Source organism: Spirosoma fluminis, from assembly GCF_054778895.1.
Window position 1 is genome coordinate 103,276 of the sequence record NZ_BAAGZD010000044.1, and the last position, 16,611, is coordinate 119,886.

Below are 16,611 nucleotides of genomic sequence, written 5' to 3' on the forward strand. Positions count from 1 at the left end.
GACAACCAAAGGTGGCAACGAAGATACAAAGTTGCTGGCAGGCAGCAAAATGGAACAATAGTACAAAAAATGGAACATTTGTGATAGACTTTGACCTATCGGCCTGCTTAGGTTTGCCCCACAATCTAACTCATTAAATGTTCATGAAATCAACTCTACGCACTGGGTCGCCCATCCGAGTAATGGTACTGCCTTTACCGCAAACCGCTCGGCTGTTACACACCCTATTACTACTGTGTACATGCTTATATCGGATTCAGGCCCAATGTCCAATCGGAGATATTGCGTTATCAAGCCAGCAACAGGTCGATCAATTCCCCGCATCCTGTATTAACTTCAGTGGCTCTCTCACAATTAGCGGAACGGACATCACCAGTTTGACAGCGTTGGGAGCCTTACAAACGATCGGGGGGAGTCTAGACATTGTAGATAATGAGTCACTGGGCAGTCTGACAGGCTTACGTAGCCTGAGCAGTGTTGGACTAAGATTAGACATCGAGAAAAACCTGCTACTGAGTAACCTGGCAGGACTTGAAACACTAGTCACCGTTGGGGGACTATATATAGATAACAACGACAACTTAATTAACCTGAGTGGCTTGAGTAATCTAACCAGCGTTGAGGGCAAATTGTATGTTGCTAATAACAATCAACTGAGTAGCCTGGACGGGTTGGAAAAGTTAACAAGAGCGGGAAACCTCGATATCGCATTTAACGGGGTACTCAGCAGCGTAACGGGCTCAAGCAGCTTAACTAGTCTCGGAAGCTTAAGCATTCGTAACACCCCTATAAGCAGTTTAGCGGGTCTGGAGAAGCTAACTAGCCTTTCAAATCTGGTCATTGATGATTCTGACCTGAGTGACTTGAGCGGCTTAAGGGGCCTGACTAGCATTGAAGGCGATCTGTCGCTCTCCAGAAATGGCTCTATGAACAATTTGTCAGGGTTAGAGAATTTAACTCGTATTGGGGGAAATCTTACGATTATAAGCAACGATTTAACCAGTATATCTGCCCTAAGCAGCCTGACCAGCATTGGGGGCAATCTGAGGATTGAGAACAACGATGACCTAAGCCAATGTAACATTGAGATTTTCTGTCGCTACTTGGCAAACCCGCCGGGTACAGTAAGAATCTCGTCCAATAATACTGGCTGCAACTCCAGAGAAGAGATAGAAGACCGCTGTCCGACTTCAATCGTCTCTCCGCTGTCTAGCGGCTCTACTGTCTGTGCTGGGTCTACAATAACGGTTACCGTCTCTGCCACTGGCCCTGCCCGTAGTTATGCCTGGTATCGAGACAACACCCTGTTGAGCAGTCAGACCTCGGCTACCCTGACGCTACCTAGTGCGCAGACGGTCGATACAGGAATGTACCGGGTCGTTGTCAGCAACTCGGTTACCAGCCTCACCTCCACCGCCTTTAACCTGAGCGTTAACCCTACTCCCAGCGTGAGTCTGAGCGCTACCGGACCACTTACCTGTAGCCAACTCAGCGTCAGCCTAGTAGCCACTTCCCCCGACCAGGGCAGCTACACCTTTGTGGGGCCCGGCCTAAACCAGACCGGGTCCGCCAGCACGGCAACTGCCACTCAAGGCGGGCTCTACTCGGTGACGCTGACTACGACAAGTGGCTGTTCATCCACGGCCACTGCCGAGGTAACAAGTAGCACGATAAGCCCTAGTATTAGTCTGACCAATACCGGCCCCTTGTCTTTTACCAACACCAGCGTGACACTCACTGCAACGGCTACCCCAAGCGGAAGCTACAGCTATACGTTCAGCAACGGTGCTTCTCAACAAGGCAGTAGCAACAAGGCGCTGGTAACCACGGCGGGGGTGTACTCGGTGACGGTAATTCGGCAGGACAACGGCTGTTCAACCATAACTTCTACCACTGTACCTGGGGGCAACAACCCTACTGTCTGCCGGGGTGGAACGACCGTGATCAACGTAGCGGTGGAGGGAGATCCCATCCGCTACGAGTGGTACAAGAATAGTTTGACCACCCCTAAACTTATGGAGACGCCCCAGCTCTTCAGAGGTACGGCGACTAGCAGCCTAACGTTGATTAACGCCCAGAGCAATACCCAAGGTAACTTCTATCTGAAAGTCACTGACCGCTCCAATGCGATAAAGGTGTACGGGCCCTACCGCTTAACGGTGGACGCTAGTTGCCGGGCTCGTGAAGTGGCCCAACTTGAAACACCTTTACAGGTCGAGCTGGCACCTAACCCCATCCAGCAGGACCGACTTAGGGCGGTGGTACGGGGAGCGGCAGGGCACTCGTTGCAGGTAGAACTGATTAATGTGAGCGGTAAGCCGATACGTCAGCAGCACTGGCAGCAGGCCGAAGCTCTGCAAGTGCTTGAGTGGGACATGAGCAGTCAGGCCAGCGGGATGTATCTGTTGCAGGTGATCAGCGAAGCCAGAAACGGGCTACCCGCCCAACGGCAAAGCGTGAAGGTGGTTAAGCCTTAACAAGATTCTCTCAAATCGATTCAAAACCAAATAAACCCGGTATTTTCAGTACTGGGTTTATTTGGTTTTGAATCGGTGAGCTTGTTTGGGTAATAGACGGATGGTTGACGATATTATTTTTCCGGCATAAAGAAAAAAGGCTAATCAGTTGATTTTGAGCCATATTGACTCTAATCCTGATTAGCCTTTTTATATACTCTGTGCTCCCGAAGGGATTCGAACCCCTATCGATGGTACCGGAAACCATAATTCTATCCATTGAACTACGGGAGCGATTCCGTTTGGGGCGTCCCCTAAACGCGGTGCAAATATAGCGGATTCTGGACCTAAAACACAAGTCTGTCTTTAAGATTTGCGGCTAACAACACCGCATATACGCCGACGGCCCATCGAACTACCTGTGGTTCAATGGGCCCTGACTTGATCGCTTACCGTCGTCCGCGACCACCGCGTCGGTTCTCACCCTTTGCCGCAGGGGCATCACGACGGCTCGAACTACTCCCCCGCCGTGAAGAGGAGGCACTGTTTGTTTTAGCCGATCTCGAACCCCGCTGACTGTCACGCCGACCGGAGCGGCCTGAGAACTCATCATCGGCCTGGCGTCTGGCGGCTTTATCACCAACCAGGGCGAAATCCATACTCCGGCGGCTGAGATTGGTTTCTTTCACCCGCACCTCAACCTGGTCGCCAAACGTGTACATCTTCTTGGTGCGCTGCCCGATGATCCGATAATTGTCTTTGTCGAATTCGTAATAATCGTCGCTCAAATCCTGCATCCGCACGAGTCCTTCGCAACTGTTCTCTGTAATCTCGACGAAGAAACCAAATTCGGTAACGCCGGAGATAACACCTTCAAAGGTGCGGTCGTGCGGCATGCGGCTCATGAATTCGACCTGCTTGTACTTAATACTGGCCCGTTCCGCTTCAGCCGCCATCCGTTCGCGCTCCGATGAATGCCGACAGCGCTCTTCGTATTCTTCGCGATCGGCGGGTTTACCATGATCGAGATAGTGTTGCAGCAGTCGATGCGCCATCATGTCGGGATAGCGCCGAATGGGCGACGTAAAGTGCGAATACCGCCGGAACGCCAGCCCAAAGTGGCCCAGGTCTTCGGTGCTGTACCGCGCTTTCGACATAGTACGTACCGCCAGTTGCTGCAACATATTCGCTTCGGGTTTGCCTTCAATGCTTTCCATGAAGCGGTTCATCGAACTTGACAGATGCTCATCGTCAACGTTAAGCTTGTAGCCCAGTCGACGGGCAAAATCAGCGAAGCCACGTAGTTTGTCATCGTCCGGCCCTTCGTGGACTCGGTAGACCATCGTATTTTCCTCACCGTCGGCCGAGCGTCCCTTGCCTTTCTTCGACAACGAATGCACAAACTCCGCTACCCGCTTGTTGGCCAGCAGCATGAATTCTTCGATGAGTTTGTTAGTATCCTGCCGAATCTTGGGAAACACGGCGATGGGAGTTCCATCTTCATCCAGCTTGAACCGCACCTCAACCGTTTCGAAATTGATGGCACCGTGCTTAAACCGCTCATCGCGCAGTTTATAGGCCAGTTCATTCAGTAACTGTAGTTCCGCCAGATAATCACCGTTGCTGTTGTTCAGAATATCCTGCGCTTCTTCGTACGAAAAGCGCCGGTTTGAGTGGATGACCGTCCGCCCGAACCATTCTTTCGCAATGTGCGCATCCGGCGTCATTTCGAAAACGGCCGAAAACGTCAGCTTATCTTCGTTTGGACGTAGCGAACACAGACCATTCGACAGTTTCTCGGGCAGCATCGGCACAACCCGATCGACCAGATACACCGACGTAGCTCGGCTGTAAGCTTCACTTTCCAGCTTCGAGCCTGGCACTACGTAGTGCGTTACGTCGGCAATGTGAACCCCAATCTGGTAGTTACCATTATCTAAAATCTGCACCGACAGGGCATCATCAAAGTCCTTGGCATCAACGGGGTCGATGGTGAACGTAGTCACATCACGCATGTCGCGCCGGTTGGCAATTTCGGTTTCCGGAATGTCGGTCGAAATGGCTTCAGCCTCCCGCTCTACGTCTTCCGGGAAGTGAATGGGCAAGCCAAACTCAGCCAGAATAGCGTGCATTTCGGTATTATTCTGACCCGCTACGCCCAGCACCGTAACCACTTCGCCTTCGAACTGCTGTTTGTTACTATTTGGCTGCGGATATTTGGTTAGCCGGACAATGACCTTTTCGCCGTCGTTTGCACCACCCAGCTTTTCCTTCGGAATAAAAATGTCTTCGTAGATCTTTTTGCTATCGGCAATCACGAAGCCATAGGTCGGCCACACTTCAATGCGCCCCACCAGTTCGGTACGTCCCCGTTCGATAACATTGGCTACTTTGCCTTCGATCCTCCGCCGGGAACGTCCGCCCGATCCATTCCGGGAATCGGCAAATCGGACAACGCTCACGCGGTCGCCATCCACGGCTCCGTTCAGGTCTTCGGTTGATACCCAGATGTCGTCATCGCGGTCACCCCGAATCCCGTTTGCGGTAGCCGGTACGACGAACGCAAAGCGCGAGTTGACGTGATCGACAACGCCTTCCACCACATTGGCGTCGGCATCGGCCCGGTAGCTGCCATTGGGCAAACGAACCAGGGAGCCCTCGTCGGTCAGCTCACCGATGAGCCCGTGCATGATCAGTTTCATTCGCCGGTCACTGGTGCCAAAATGATCGAGCACTTCGTCCTGCGTGAATGACTGCTCGCTGTTAATCTGAAAAAACGCCATCAGGTCGTTTTTCATCTCGTCCAGGAACGAATCGGCCCGGCCTGGATTGGCCTGCTGGACAGAACGACCATATCCAGACTTATTCTGTTTTTCAAGCCCTTTCTCACGAGAGCGTGTCGGCGACGACTGGCCAGTCCCGGCGGGCCGGGGCCCTCCAGGCCGGTTATATTTATTTTGTTTCGGTTTTCCGTTTCTCATTCTTCTTGTTCACGGGCGTTAACCCGTGGTTTCTATGAAAGCGATTAATCGAGCAAGAGTTTAGTGCAGTTGATCAATCGCTCATAACAATATGCTCGTCGGCTACGAGCGGAGCGCCTACCATGCGCAGGTACACCTGTACCAGCATCACCACTGAGTCACGGGCGTACTGTTCAATACGTGCCCAGTCGTGTTCGCGGTAATAGACTTCGCTGGTGCGGTCCCCCATCCATTCCAGCGGCCGCGTCGGTACGTTCAGCACGGCGGCCAGCAGATCGAGCGGCACAAAATGGCGTTTATCGCCAAACTGCCAGTATTCGAGAGTGTCTTTATGGAGAATCTCCCAGGGTTTCTTCCCCGATATTTGCAAAGAGGGTGGCAGCGGCAGACCATTCACCATCAACCGTCGGCACAGGTACGGATAATCAAATTCTTTTCCGTTGTGCGCACAAAAGGTTAGCTCGCCGGGTGGGTAGCGGTTAACGATGGTCAGGAAATCGGTAAGCAGAGCTTCCTCATCATCGTTACTCAAAATCTTTACTTTCAGCCGGGGCTGATCGCCTTCGTTAAAGAACAGGCCGCCCACCCCGATCGAAATAATTTTGCCGAATTCGGCGTAAAACGATGCCCGACGGTCGTACCAACCAGCCGCCGACACCTCATCTTCGCTCTTGAAATGACGGATTTTTTCTTCCCATTGCCGTTGTAAACGCGGATCGACCGATAACAGCGACGGCGCACCGGCCACTGTCTTGAGGTCAATAAACAGAACGTTCTTAAGTCGACGTTTCCAGGATACGGTTTGCGGCATAGGCTTTAAGCGAACAGGCGGACGCTCCGCGACACTTACTCGTGCAAAATCCCCTCCAGTCCCAAGGCAGGAACAGTCACAAGATTTTCTTCGACAATGCTGTCAGGCACGAAGATAAACTTCTTGTCAAAAATCTGATCATCAATAAAATAACTAACCCAGTACTCGTTGTTCAAATGGAAAACATCGGACATAATCGTTTCCACGATCTCGTGCGCTCCGGGCTGTACTTCCACGAAAAAGTGTCGAAGTGTGGATGTTTTCTGTTCTTCCTCGTCTTTCAGGCCATAGCCTTTCGACGTAACAAATACCGTCTTGATCGATACGCTATTCTGGTTAATGAGGTACACCTGCCAGTCGTAGCCGCCAGCTATATTCTCCTTACGGGCAATCACAATCTGTACGCCCTCAACGGGCAAAAAATTAATGTCTTTTTTCATTCCTGTACGTATATGACGCAGCGTGGTCAGACTTCGTTGCCCGCTGCACAGGGCAGGTGGCTGTGACGATCTTAACGCAACACACGCTGCGTGTCAATCTCCTGAATTAACTCCATCGCAAACAACTCCGCCAGGTGCCGTTGTACCCGTTCGGCTACTTCACCGAGTGGAACCTCCCAACCTAATTCGGCTGCCAGTGACGTAACGGCCTTGTCGGTGATGCCACAGGGGACAATATGGTTAAAATAACGCAAATCTGTGTTGACGTTCAACGCAAATCCGTGCATTGTTACCCAACGACTGGCTTTAACGCCCATCGCGCAGATCTTGCGGGCCGGACCGTCCGGCTGCGTATCGTCGTGGCCGAGCCAAACGCCCGTCAACCCGTCGATGCGCCCCGCCCGAAGGCCATAATCAGCCAGTGTCAGGATGATACTTTCCTCCAGAAATCGCATATACTGATGGATATCCGTAAAAAAGTTATCCAGATCCAGAATCGGATAACCGACCAGTTGCCCCGGCCCGTGGTACGTAATGTCGCCCCCGCGCCGGATCTTAAAGAACGTAGCGCCGTATTCGCGGGCCAGCCGCTCTTCGTCAATCAGCAGATTGTCTTTATGGCCGCTGGTGCCAAGCGTATATACGTGCGGATGTTCGCAAAACAGCAGGTAGTTCGGCGTCATCTGCTGATCGCCCACGCTGGTGGTTCGATTCTGGAGCTTCTGCGCTACGATCTGCGCGAACAGTCGCTCCTGTTCATCCCAGGCGGCCTGGTACTCGACCATACCTAACTGCCGCACCTCTACTTGTTTATTCACCTGACTATGCCTTGTTTTACTGATCGAACGCCTTACCCTGGGCAAACCGCATTCTATTGATAACAATGAGAACGGCGGCTTTCGTTCGATCCGTAACCTGTAATCCATACCATCCATGGCCCAGCACAACGAAACCGGCAGGCAAGGCGAAGACCATGCCGTTCGGTACCTTCAGGACAACGGCTACGAAATAGTAGCCCGTAACTACCGCCATCAGCACGCCGAAATTGACCTGATCGCCAGGAAGGGCAAGCTGCTGGTATTTGTTGAAGTTAAGACCCGCACCAACCTATCCTTTGGCAACCCCGAAGAGTTTGTCTCGTATACGAAAGCAAAATTGGTCATGCGAGCGGCCGAGCACTACGTATTTGCGAACAACTGGCTGTTCGATCTGCGCTTTGATATTATCGCGATCACTATGCGACATAACGAGTTTCGGGTGAAGCACATCGAAGACGCCTTTGCCTGAGTTTTGTTGACGAATATTGAAACAAACTAGACCTTTAACGGTCTTCTGGTAAATTATTTCCGGCCGTTTTTCGTTATTTATTAGCACAGTTAAGCTGCTCTTCAACAACTATCTATGAGAAAACTAAGTGCCCTACGTCAGGCGCTGCTTTTAGCCGTTTCAGGTGCTTTTTTGATGTCTTCCTGCAAGAAAGAAACAGACGTCACTCCTTCCCCCACAACGGCGGGTATTTCGTCGACCGTGACCTCCGGCCCAGTAACCACGCAGGAAGTGAACGATTGGATTCTGGCCAACATGAATTACTATTATCTCTGGAACGACAAGCTTCCGACGAATCCAGATAAGTCATTAACACCCGATAACTTCTTTAAGTCCCTGCTCTACGATTATACAAACACCGCCAATCCTGACCGGGACCGGTTCTCCTGGATTCAGGAAAGCGCTCAGGAGTTGCAGGCGTCTTTGAGCGGCCAGTCGAAAACGACCGGTATGGAGTATAAACTATTTTACCGGGATCAGACCAGAGCGAACGTTATCGGCTCCGTTCTATACGTCCTGCCCGGCTCACCGGCGGCTCAGGCCGGTCTAAAGCGGGGCGACATCTTCACGAAAGTTAACGGTCAGCCGATGACTGCTACCAACTACCAGGATCTGCTCTCCGGTGACGTCATAACGTTTGGCATGGCGTCGCTGGCCAATGGAGCCGTAGTTGATAATGCGCAGACGAAACAAGTGATGGCTGTGGTGTTTCAGGAAGACCCCGTTCTGCTGGATACTACATATACTATTGGCGGCAAAACCATCGGGTATGTGGTGTATAACCAGTTTATACCGGGTGCCAATGGCAGTACTGCCAACGAATATGATGGTAAGCTCGATAACATCTTCGGCCAATTCAAGCAGAAAGGGGTTACCGAACTGGTTCTGGATTTGCGCTACAACCGGGGTGGCTACGTTAGCTCATCGACCAAACTGGCTAGCCTGATCGGCAAAAACGTTGATGCCTCGAAGGTGTATTACGCACAGAAGTGGAACAATACCGTTACGGCCGATTATAATCAGCGGTACGGTCCGAACTGGAATACGCAGCACTTTGTGAGCAAGCCAAACAATATCGGCGCGAACCTGAACCGGGTCTATGTCCTGACTACGGGGAGCACGGCCTCCGCCAGTGAGCTGATCATCAATGGCCTCCGCCCCTATATGACCGTGACGACGATTGGTCTGAAAACGATCGGCAAAAACGTTGGCTCAATCACGATCTCCGACAAATCGGGACGTATCAAATGGGGTATGCAGCCCCTTACGTTTAAGTCGGCCAACGCCGACGGCTTTACCGATTATGCCGGTGGATTTACCCCATCCGTTGAAGTGACGGAGCCGATCATCGGCATGAAAGCGTTTGGCGACATCAATGAGACTTTACTCAGCGAGGCCATCGGTCAGATCACCGGCTCGCGTACGGCCCGCCGGGCAGCTCCAACCGTGATCGACGCCTTGCCGGGTGTCGGCTCCTCGCTCGATCGCAAGGCCGCCGGTGGTAACATGTTTGCCGATGCACCGGGTGTAAGTCATTAACAGCCTTGCGTTACGAGAAAACTCAAAAGGCAGTTATATAACTGCCTTTTGAGTTTTCTGGACTTTTACCAGACGATTAAACTCTTTCCGAAAATGCTGGTCAACATTCCGGAAACAACCCATCAACAACCGATGTTGAAAAGACAGACAGGCACGAGTTTTGTCTTGTTTGGTCTGTATATTTAGCATCAGCAAGCCGCCAAGATCATGTACGAGAAGAATATTGGCACAAAACAAAAAGCATTACGGATTAATCTTGACCGGAAAATCTACGGTTCGTTTGCCGAGATTGGCGCGGGTCAGGAAACGGCTGCGATGTTTTTTAAGGCGGGTGGCTCTTCGGGTACCATCGCCAAAACGATGTCAGCCTACGATATGACGTTCAGCGACTCCATCTATGGTGTCGAAGAAAGCGGGCGTTACGTAGTGGAATCGAGACTGGTGAAAATGCTCACCAAAGAATACAGCTTACTGGAGAAACGGCTGGCCGAGAAACGCGGCTCCGACACAACTTTCTTTGCGTTTGCGAACACCGTTGTTGCCCTGAACTACCAGAAAACGAACGATGCGCACGGCTGGATTGGCTGTCGCTTTCAGTTGAATCCGCAGGCCGGTTACAACGATGTGATCATCCACGTTCGGATGCTCGACAACGAGAACATCCTGCAGCAACAGGCGCTCGGCATTATTGGCGTCAACCTGATTTACGGTTGCTACTATTACGCCAAATCACCGGAAACGCTCGTGCTCTCGCTCATGGATGATCTGGCACCCGAGCGCATTCAGATTGACATGATTCGGTTCAACGGTCCCGACTTTTCGGACGTCGACAACCGGCTGATGAGCCTGCACCTGGTCAAAAACGGATTTACGGATGCCGCCCTGTTCGGTCCCGATGGTCAGGTATTACAACCGTCGGAAGCCCTATACAAAAAGCACATTCTGGTCATGCGCGGACGGTTACGTCCGGTCACCAACGTTCAGATGGACATGATCGAGAATGGCATCAAACAATTCAAAGTGGAATCAGACGTTGACGCAAGCCGGGTTATATCGATGGCTGAGTTAACGCTCCACAACCTGAAAGCCAACGATCAGGGAATCGACGAGAAAGATTTTCTGGATCGGGTCGATATTCTGTGTTCGATGGGCCAGACGGTTATGATTTCCAATTACCTGGAGTATTATAAGCTGGTGGCGTATCTGGCGCGGCTAACCCGTCTGAAAATCGGCCTGATTGTCGGCATTCCGAATCTGGAATACATCTTTGAAGAGGGTCACTACGAGTTTCTGCCGGGGGGCATTCTGGAGTCGTTTGCTACGTTGTTCAGCCGAAAAGTGAAGCTGTTCGTATATCCGACGCTGAAAAACGGCAGCATCTACACCTGCAACGAATTCGAGTTGCCGCCGACGCTGGAGCCGCTGTTCCAATACCTCGTGCGGAACGATAAGATCGAGGACATTACGGATTATAACGAACAGAATCTGCACATCTCAACCGATCATGTTCTGGAGATGATTCAACAGGGGGAGGATGGCTGGGAGCAGATGGTACCGGAACGCGTGGCCCGGCAGATCAAAGATAACTGCCTGTTTGGCTATCCCTGCGAGGTCGAGTACGTATCGATTGGGCAGCAGGTTCGGCAACAACAGGAAGAACAGATTGCCAGCGGAACCTAACACGCCAATGGTTTCTGTATGATGTAACAAATACCAAAAAAGCCACAGATCGCTGTGGCTTTTTTATTGACTAAACTGGTCTGATTAGTGCTGATACGACGCCCGATCGGCCTGCGCCCGCATTTGCTGAGTCAACACAATAATCAGCGCCCCCAGAATAATTGGAAAAACGCCGACGTAACCAAGTGTCGAGTCAAAGCCCGCCGGACGTAGTAGCAACGTAAAGGTTAAGCCACCCGCGATCAGTACGTTGGCAAAGTGAACCAGAACGCTGGGCAGATTAACGCCTGTACCGCCACGCGCCGACAGGAACGCATACATAGCCTGTACCGCCTGTAAGAAGGCGTACATCATGGCCCAGAAGCCCAGAACATCGACAAATCCTTTGATAGTGCCTTGCGAATAGATGAACATGGCAATACCAAAGCCTAAATCGGCAACTCCGTGCAGGATGCCCCACATGTTGTTACTCTCCGTGCCCCGATTTGTGAATGAAAAGGCAAGTTGGCAAACCCCGGCCAGAATGGCCAGCACGCCGATAATATGCCCCGATTGCGCGGTATACGAACTCGCAAACACAAACATGAATGCGCCGATCAGAATGTACAGAACGCCCCTAACTAGTAAAAGCCACCAGCGTGGAGCCGAATGAGTATGTGCCATATCGTTGAGTAAGTTGAGTGTACGCTGTTAATATGATTGTTAACCTATAGAAAAAGACGTTTGTTTAATTGTAGCCGAAATGGCGAGATGAACAGTGAGTAAACAACGTGCGTGACAGATTATGTGGTGAATCAAAAGCTGATGCGCGTTTTCTCGACGGCAACTTTTGCTCATAACCCACATTAACACTCTCACGACAGTTATCAATAAAAAGCCCGCTGACTGTAGCCTAAACTACTTGTCAGCGGGCTCCGTTATCGAAACGAACGTATCTACTTTTTCACTTCAGATACGGCCTGATCCTGCTTGGCGAATTCACCGTTGGCTTTGATTTCAACTTCATCGCTCACCACGACAGTCGACGAAGAGCCGACGCCGAAATCAGAGCGTTTTAATGTACCGGCGATTTTGAAACCAGCTTTCTCCTGTTTACCGCGTGGGTTCTCCATCGTTACCGGACCGTTCATGACCGCATCGAGCGTAACGGGCTTGGTTACGCCATGCATGGTCAGATCGCCCATGATTTTGTATTTTTTACCCTCTACTTTCTGGAACGATTTACTCCTGAACGTAATGGTTGGGTATTTAGCGGCATCGAAAAAGTCAGGACTCTTCAGGTGATTGTCGCGCCGTTCGTTATCCGTACTGATGCTGTTTACATCCGCCGTGAGTTCAAATATAGCATCCGACAGATCAGGCTTGGTAGCCGTTACTTTTGCGTCGAACGTTTTGAAATTACCATCTACTTCCGTCAGGGCCAGGTGGGTAACGGTAAACCCAAGTTTAGAGTGGGCTTTATCCATGCCCCAGGTGGTTTGAGCATACGTTGCGAACGAAGCCAACGCAATAGCAACTGTAAAAAATACTCGCTTCATGAACTACTTAGGTTTTGGTTAACTGTATACGACAAGCTTCTGTAAAACTGTCTTGATTATTAATTATATGCAAGCCAAGCGCGCTGAATGCCAATTTTATTTCACTGAACAGACGAATCAGCCTGCTTAATGCCAATACATGGACGAGGGTAAGTACTCACATAAAACGGCAAATCCGCTCAAATACATAGCCTAAGTAGTTACCCCAATCGGCTATTCACTATTAGTACGAAATACCCGCATTGTAGTATACGTACTCGAAGTCACGAATGACCCAACACTCTGTATTGGATTCAGTTATACAACCGTTCACCAGTGTTGCCAGAGCAACAAGACACGTATGAAACATTTAGGGACAGCGGCCGTAGCCGTACTTGTGCTGGCCTCCTGCGAAGGCGGAGTGTTTAAGAAAAAGAACTGCAAAAGCTGCGAAACGCTCACCTACGGACCGACGGGCCAGGTAAACCGGAACGAACAAAAGGTATGCGGAGATGATGAGATAGCGGCTTTCACAACTGCTAACAGCTTTACCAATGCCAGCCTGACGGTAGTGACGACCTGCAAATAGGTCGTCAGCAGGTGTTGCTCCGATACGTAATGCCGGACGCAGACTTTTCTCTACTTGTATTTACTCAGACGTTATGGTGAACGCATCGAATAAGGCGGCCTGTTCACGATTGCCTTTTGCGGTTAAACCGACGCGTACGGCCCGGTCCCAGGGTGGCAGAAAAGAGCCATCAATAGGGCTGGTGTCCACAGAGACAAACGGTTTTCCGTCTACGCTGTAAGCAAACGAAATGGTTTTTCCATTCTTCACGGTTGAACGCAGCGTTATGGTTTCCCCGGTCACTACGTTCGCCGTAGCCAGCTTCTGATCAACGCCTTTCTCGCGCTTCCAGACGGTTGTTTGTCCGTTTGCGAGGGATATGCCCACAGCGTTATCGTCATCACCAATTAAAGCCAGCCCCGCTTCGGCAGTAGAGATTTGCCGGCGTATGGTTGTCTGGGCCGTATAGTTGCCCGCCGTTGTGCGGTGCGCTATGTACTCGCCAATTTTATCAGGCTGGGCCATTAACCGCAACAGTCCATTCTGCACGGAGACCGTCGGCTGATGGAAAACAGACCAGTTCCAGGCGGTTGACAAGGTATTATCGTTAAACTCCTCCTGCACGGTAGGTTGTGCAGTTGAAACCGGCTGAGCAGTTCCCTCGAAAGCCAGCCAGTCATCGTCCGTGAAGCGAAATTCGCGCAGTAAAGTCTGTCTGCCTACGTGAACGTCCTCTTCTTTATTATAGGCGTGGTAAAGAAAATAGTTACGTCCGTTTCGTTCGACAGGCGTACCATGACCAGGGCATTTCCAGATTGCATCGGCCGTCATGATGGGATTTTTGCTGTACTTTTCCCAGGGACCGAGCAAGTTCTTAGCGCGGGCAATGCCGGTCGCGTAGGTACAGCCCGGTCCGCAACAGCCCGCAGCTGCGTAAAACGCGTAATAGTAATTCTGGTGTTTTATGATCGATACGCCTTCGACCAGGTTCGCTTCCCAGGGTGCATCATTCCGGAACAGTTCACGTTTCTCGTCGGTCAAGGCGGTACGTTCTTCGTTCATCGGCTGCGCCCAGATTGGCGTTGGCTTTCCGACGCTATTGCCGTCTTCCTTCCAGATCAGGTACAATTTGCCGGTTTCATCGCGCATAGGAAACGCATCAATTGACCCGTCGGCTTCGCAGACCAACGGTCCATGATCGCGGTAGGGTCCTTCAGGTTTGTCGGCGCTGGCTACCGCCACGCACAGGTTGCCGCCCTTTTTGTGAGCGGTGTAGTAGACATAGACCCGGCCGTTGTCATACGTTAGCTCCGGTGCCCAGAAGTAATAATCGGCCCAGTCTGGTTTTTTGCTGAATACGAAGCCCGTCGTCTGCCAGTTCACCAGATCCGTTGATTTAAGTAATGGATAAGCCGGAAACCAGTTCGACGAGGTAGCTGTAGCCCAGTATATATTTCCGATCTTAGTCACCGATGGATCGGGATAATCGCCCGGCATGACCAGCACGGGTGTGGCAATCTGATTACGGGCGGTGTTCGCGCCCGCTGGAGTTGAACTTCTACAGCCCCAGGCCATCAGGCCCGCTACGGTGTAATACAATATAATTCGAAAGTAGGTCATACGAGTACGTTGGCTATATCGGCAGTACCGGTAAGCGTTATCGGCTCAGGCGGCAGAACGCCCTGCCAATAAACCGGGTTAATAAAATACACCGCTGGTTTTCTGTTCCTGGAGTTCATATATAACGAGATAGCCGGAGCCACTTACTGATCCGTTTATCAAAAGGCTTTCGCGGACGGGGCCCGCGACTGTAAACCTACTGTTTTACGAATAAACATTTTTACGTACTACATCCAATCAGGACGTTACGTAGTTGCTGAAAACGTCGGTATTAGTCCTGTTTACGTGACCGATAGGTCGAATTCGTGGAAAACACCGCTTGTACTTAGTATATTGCAGGCTCTAAACAGGTTAGGTTTATCTATAACGTGAATGTACCAATCGGTTCACGAAAGCGTTATGGGTAAAACAGATAAAACGATGCTACTCACGTTTGGTCAGTATCATACGCTTACTGCTATTGTTAAGCCGGTTACTCGTCAGCAGCTAACCCGAGAGGTCCCCTTCGACGACCTGATGATCAGCTATTGTCTGGCTGTTTTGCTGGGTAATAATTTAATCAGAGCGGTTCATGGGCCGGGCGGTGACCAGCCTTATTATCAGCTCACTGAATCAGGCGAACGTTGTATCCAGGAATATGAACAACAGAATCCAGCGTTAATCATTAAGGGTACCGACAGCCCGGATACCAACCCATACTTCAACGAAAATCTGTTGAACCTCCCCTATCATTGATGAAGCTCGCTGTCGCTCTCCTCTGCCTGTTTACCTTTTCATTCGTAGTATGTTCGCAGCCGATACCAGAGGGGGCCGAGGGCATTGAAGTAACCACTACGGTAGCGGATTCGGCTTTGTTCGAATCGACGTTAACGTTTCTGGAAGATCATGGATTCGATGTAGAAACCGCCGACGAAGATCAGGGCACCATTGCAACCGCCTACAACGTAGTCCAGGGTGTTAATGTACGTATCGTAGCCACGGTCGAAAACAGTGTTGTTGTCTTCAAGGGACAGGGCTCGTCTGGTTCAGGCTCCACCAGTGAACCGCTGGTTTATCAGGCATCGGCCAGCGAACTGGCTAAAACCGGTTTTCAGCGACTGAGCGAAGTTGTTGACCGATACGCCAAAACACTTGATCAGGCCACGGTCGAATACCTCATGCCTTAACCGATAAGCAGGCTGGCCGTTGGCCGGTTGTCGGCAGTGATCGCTTTACTGAATACCCGAAATTTATATATCGTTCACCTCTACTACCTGTCAAGCATGTTAAAACACGCCTTCTGTCTGCTGCTCGTTACCGGTTTCCTTTCCTGCAGTAAATCAACTACGGAGACTCCCTCCGACTCACGCGACCAATACGTAGGTACGTACAAAGGTTCGGCTTCTGTCGCCTTAACAACTCAACCCCTCACCTTACCCGCTGACATTACAGTCTCGAAGTCGACTTCGGTCAATAATGGCATAACACTCGAGTTTCAAGGTCAAACGCTGCCAGCTACGCTGAACAACAATGCGTTTACAATACCGGCAACGTCAGCCACTCTCTACACAACTGCGTACAATGTAAGCGGAAGCGGTACGTTCGCAGACAAAACACTGAACGCCGTATTAACGGGAGCCAGCAGCGGTACATCAAGCGCCCCTTTTTCCCTGACGTTCACCGGTACTAAGTAG

General features: G+C 51.0%; 15 protein-coding genes and 1 tRNA gene. 8 read left to right on the plus strand and 8 right to left on the minus strand.

Annotation, left to right across the window (positions count from 1 at the left end; genetic code table 11):
- Nucleotides 1–143 precede the first annotated feature (143 nt).
- Nucleotides 144–2,477, plus strand: a complete 2,334-nt coding sequence (locus tag ACYVBJ_RS26795) for an immunoglobulin domain-containing protein (protein ID WP_460985365.1) — start codon at nt 144–146, stop codon at nt 2,475–2,477.
- A gap of 201 nt (nt 2,478–2,678) precedes the next feature.
- Here the strand turns inward: ACYVBJ_RS26795 and ACYVBJ_RS26800 are convergent.
- The 5 genes from ACYVBJ_RS26800 to lipB all read right to left on the minus strand — a co-directional run bounded on the left by ACYVBJ_RS26800 (nt 2,679) and on the right by lipB (nt 7,506).
- Nucleotides 2,679–2,750: transfer RNA gene (locus ACYVBJ_RS26800), tRNA-Arg, on the minus strand.
- 155 nt (nt 2,751–2,905) lie between these two features.
- Nucleotides 2,906–5,437 (minus strand): ribonuclease R, encoded by a 2,532-nt coding sequence (gene rnr, locus ACYVBJ_RS26805; protein WP_460985366.1) that lies wholly within the window; start codon nt 5,435–5,437, stop codon nt 2,906–2,908.
- A gap of 73 nt (nt 5,438–5,510) precedes the next feature.
- Entirely contained in the window at nt 5,511–6,248 is a 738-nt protein-coding gene (locus tag ACYVBJ_RS26810) for a 3'-5' exonuclease (RefSeq protein ID WP_460985367.1), read from the minus strand.
- A 35-nt stretch (nt 6,249–6,283) separates the two neighbouring features.
- Nucleotides 6,284–6,688: a hypothetical protein gene (locus ACYVBJ_RS26815; protein ID WP_460985368.1), complete on the minus strand. Its 405-nt coding sequence runs from the start codon at nt 6,686–6,688 to the stop codon at nt 6,284–6,286.
- A 71-nt stretch (nt 6,689–6,759) separates the two neighbouring features.
- Complete coding sequence (gene lipB / locus ACYVBJ_RS26820; protein ID WP_460985369.1) at nt 6,760–7,506, minus strand: lipoyl(octanoyl) transferase LipB; 747 nt, start codon at nt 7,504–7,506, stop codon at nt 6,760–6,762.
- Nucleotides 7,507–7,621: 115 nt separating this feature from the next.
- On the opposite strand from lipB, the gene ACYVBJ_RS26825 reads away from it, so the two are divergent.
- The 3 genes from ACYVBJ_RS26825 to ACYVBJ_RS26835 all read left to right on the plus strand — a co-directional run bounded on the left by ACYVBJ_RS26825 (nt 7,622) and on the right by ACYVBJ_RS26835 (nt 11,233).
- Nucleotides 7,622–7,975 (plus strand): YraN family protein, encoded by a 354-nt coding sequence (locus ACYVBJ_RS26825; protein WP_460985370.1) that lies wholly within the window; start codon nt 7,622–7,624, stop codon nt 7,973–7,975.
- Nucleotides 7,976–8,089: 114 nt separating this feature from the next.
- Entirely contained in the window at nt 8,090–9,553 is a 1,464-nt protein-coding gene (locus ACYVBJ_RS26830) for a S41 family peptidase (RefSeq protein WP_460985371.1), read from the plus strand.
- Nucleotides 9,554–9,760: 207 nt separating this feature from the next.
- Complete coding sequence (locus ACYVBJ_RS26835) at nt 9,761–11,233, plus strand: TonB-dependent receptor (protein ID WP_460985372.1); 1,473 nt, start codon at nt 9,761–9,763, stop codon at nt 11,231–11,233.
- Nucleotides 11,234–11,317: 84 nt separating this feature from the next.
- Here ACYVBJ_RS26835 and ACYVBJ_RS26840 read toward each other — a convergent pair whose 3' ends face one another.
- Nucleotides 11,318–11,896 carry a DUF308 domain-containing protein gene (locus ACYVBJ_RS26840; protein ID WP_460985373.1) on the minus strand — a complete coding sequence of 193 codons (579 nt, stop codon included), beginning with the start codon at nt 11,894–11,896 and terminating at the stop codon, nt 11,318–11,320.
- A gap of 272 nt (nt 11,897–12,168) precedes the next feature.
- Nucleotides 12,169–12,771, minus strand: coding sequence for a YceI family protein (locus ACYVBJ_RS26845; RefSeq protein ID WP_460985374.1), 603 nt, complete (start codon nt 12,769–12,771; stop codon nt 12,169–12,171).
- 340 nt (nt 12,772–13,111) lie between these two features.
- Here ACYVBJ_RS26845 and ACYVBJ_RS26850 point away from each other — a divergent pair, with 340 nt between their 5' ends.
- On the plus strand, nt 13,112–13,339 hold the full coding sequence (locus ACYVBJ_RS26850) for a hypothetical protein (RefSeq protein ID WP_460985375.1): 228 nt from the start codon (nt 13,112–13,114) through the stop codon (nt 13,337–13,339).
- 60 nt (nt 13,340–13,399) lie between these two features.
- On the opposite strand, the gene ACYVBJ_RS26855 is transcribed toward ACYVBJ_RS26850, so the two are convergent.
- On the minus strand, nt 13,400–14,938 hold the full coding sequence (locus ACYVBJ_RS26855; RefSeq protein ID WP_460985376.1) for a family 43 glycosylhydrolase: 1,539 nt from the start codon (nt 14,936–14,938) through the stop codon (nt 13,400–13,402).
- Between the two features lie 420 nt (nt 14,939–15,358).
- Between ACYVBJ_RS26855 and ACYVBJ_RS26860 the strand changes: the two genes are divergently transcribed.
- The 3 genes from ACYVBJ_RS26860 to ACYVBJ_RS26870 all read left to right on the plus strand — a co-directional run bounded on the left by ACYVBJ_RS26860 (nt 15,359) and on the right by ACYVBJ_RS26870 (nt 16,611).
- The gene (locus ACYVBJ_RS26860; RefSeq protein WP_460985377.1) at nt 15,359–15,673 is read left to right on the plus strand and encodes a hypothetical protein; all 315 of its coding nucleotides are present in this window, start codon (nt 15,359–15,361) and stop codon (nt 15,671–15,673) included.
- Nucleotides 15,673–16,104 carry a hypothetical protein gene (locus ACYVBJ_RS26865; RefSeq protein WP_460985378.1) on the plus strand — a complete coding sequence of 144 codons (432 nt, stop codon included), beginning with the start codon at nt 15,673–15,675 and terminating at the stop codon, nt 16,102–16,104. Before ACYVBJ_RS26860 ends, ACYVBJ_RS26865 begins: the two co-directional genes overlap by 1 nt.
- A 96-nt stretch (nt 16,105–16,200) precedes the next feature.
- Nucleotides 16,201–16,611 (plus strand): hypothetical protein, encoded by a 411-nt coding sequence (locus tag ACYVBJ_RS26870; RefSeq protein ID WP_460985379.1) that lies wholly within the window; start codon nt 16,201–16,203, stop codon nt 16,609–16,611.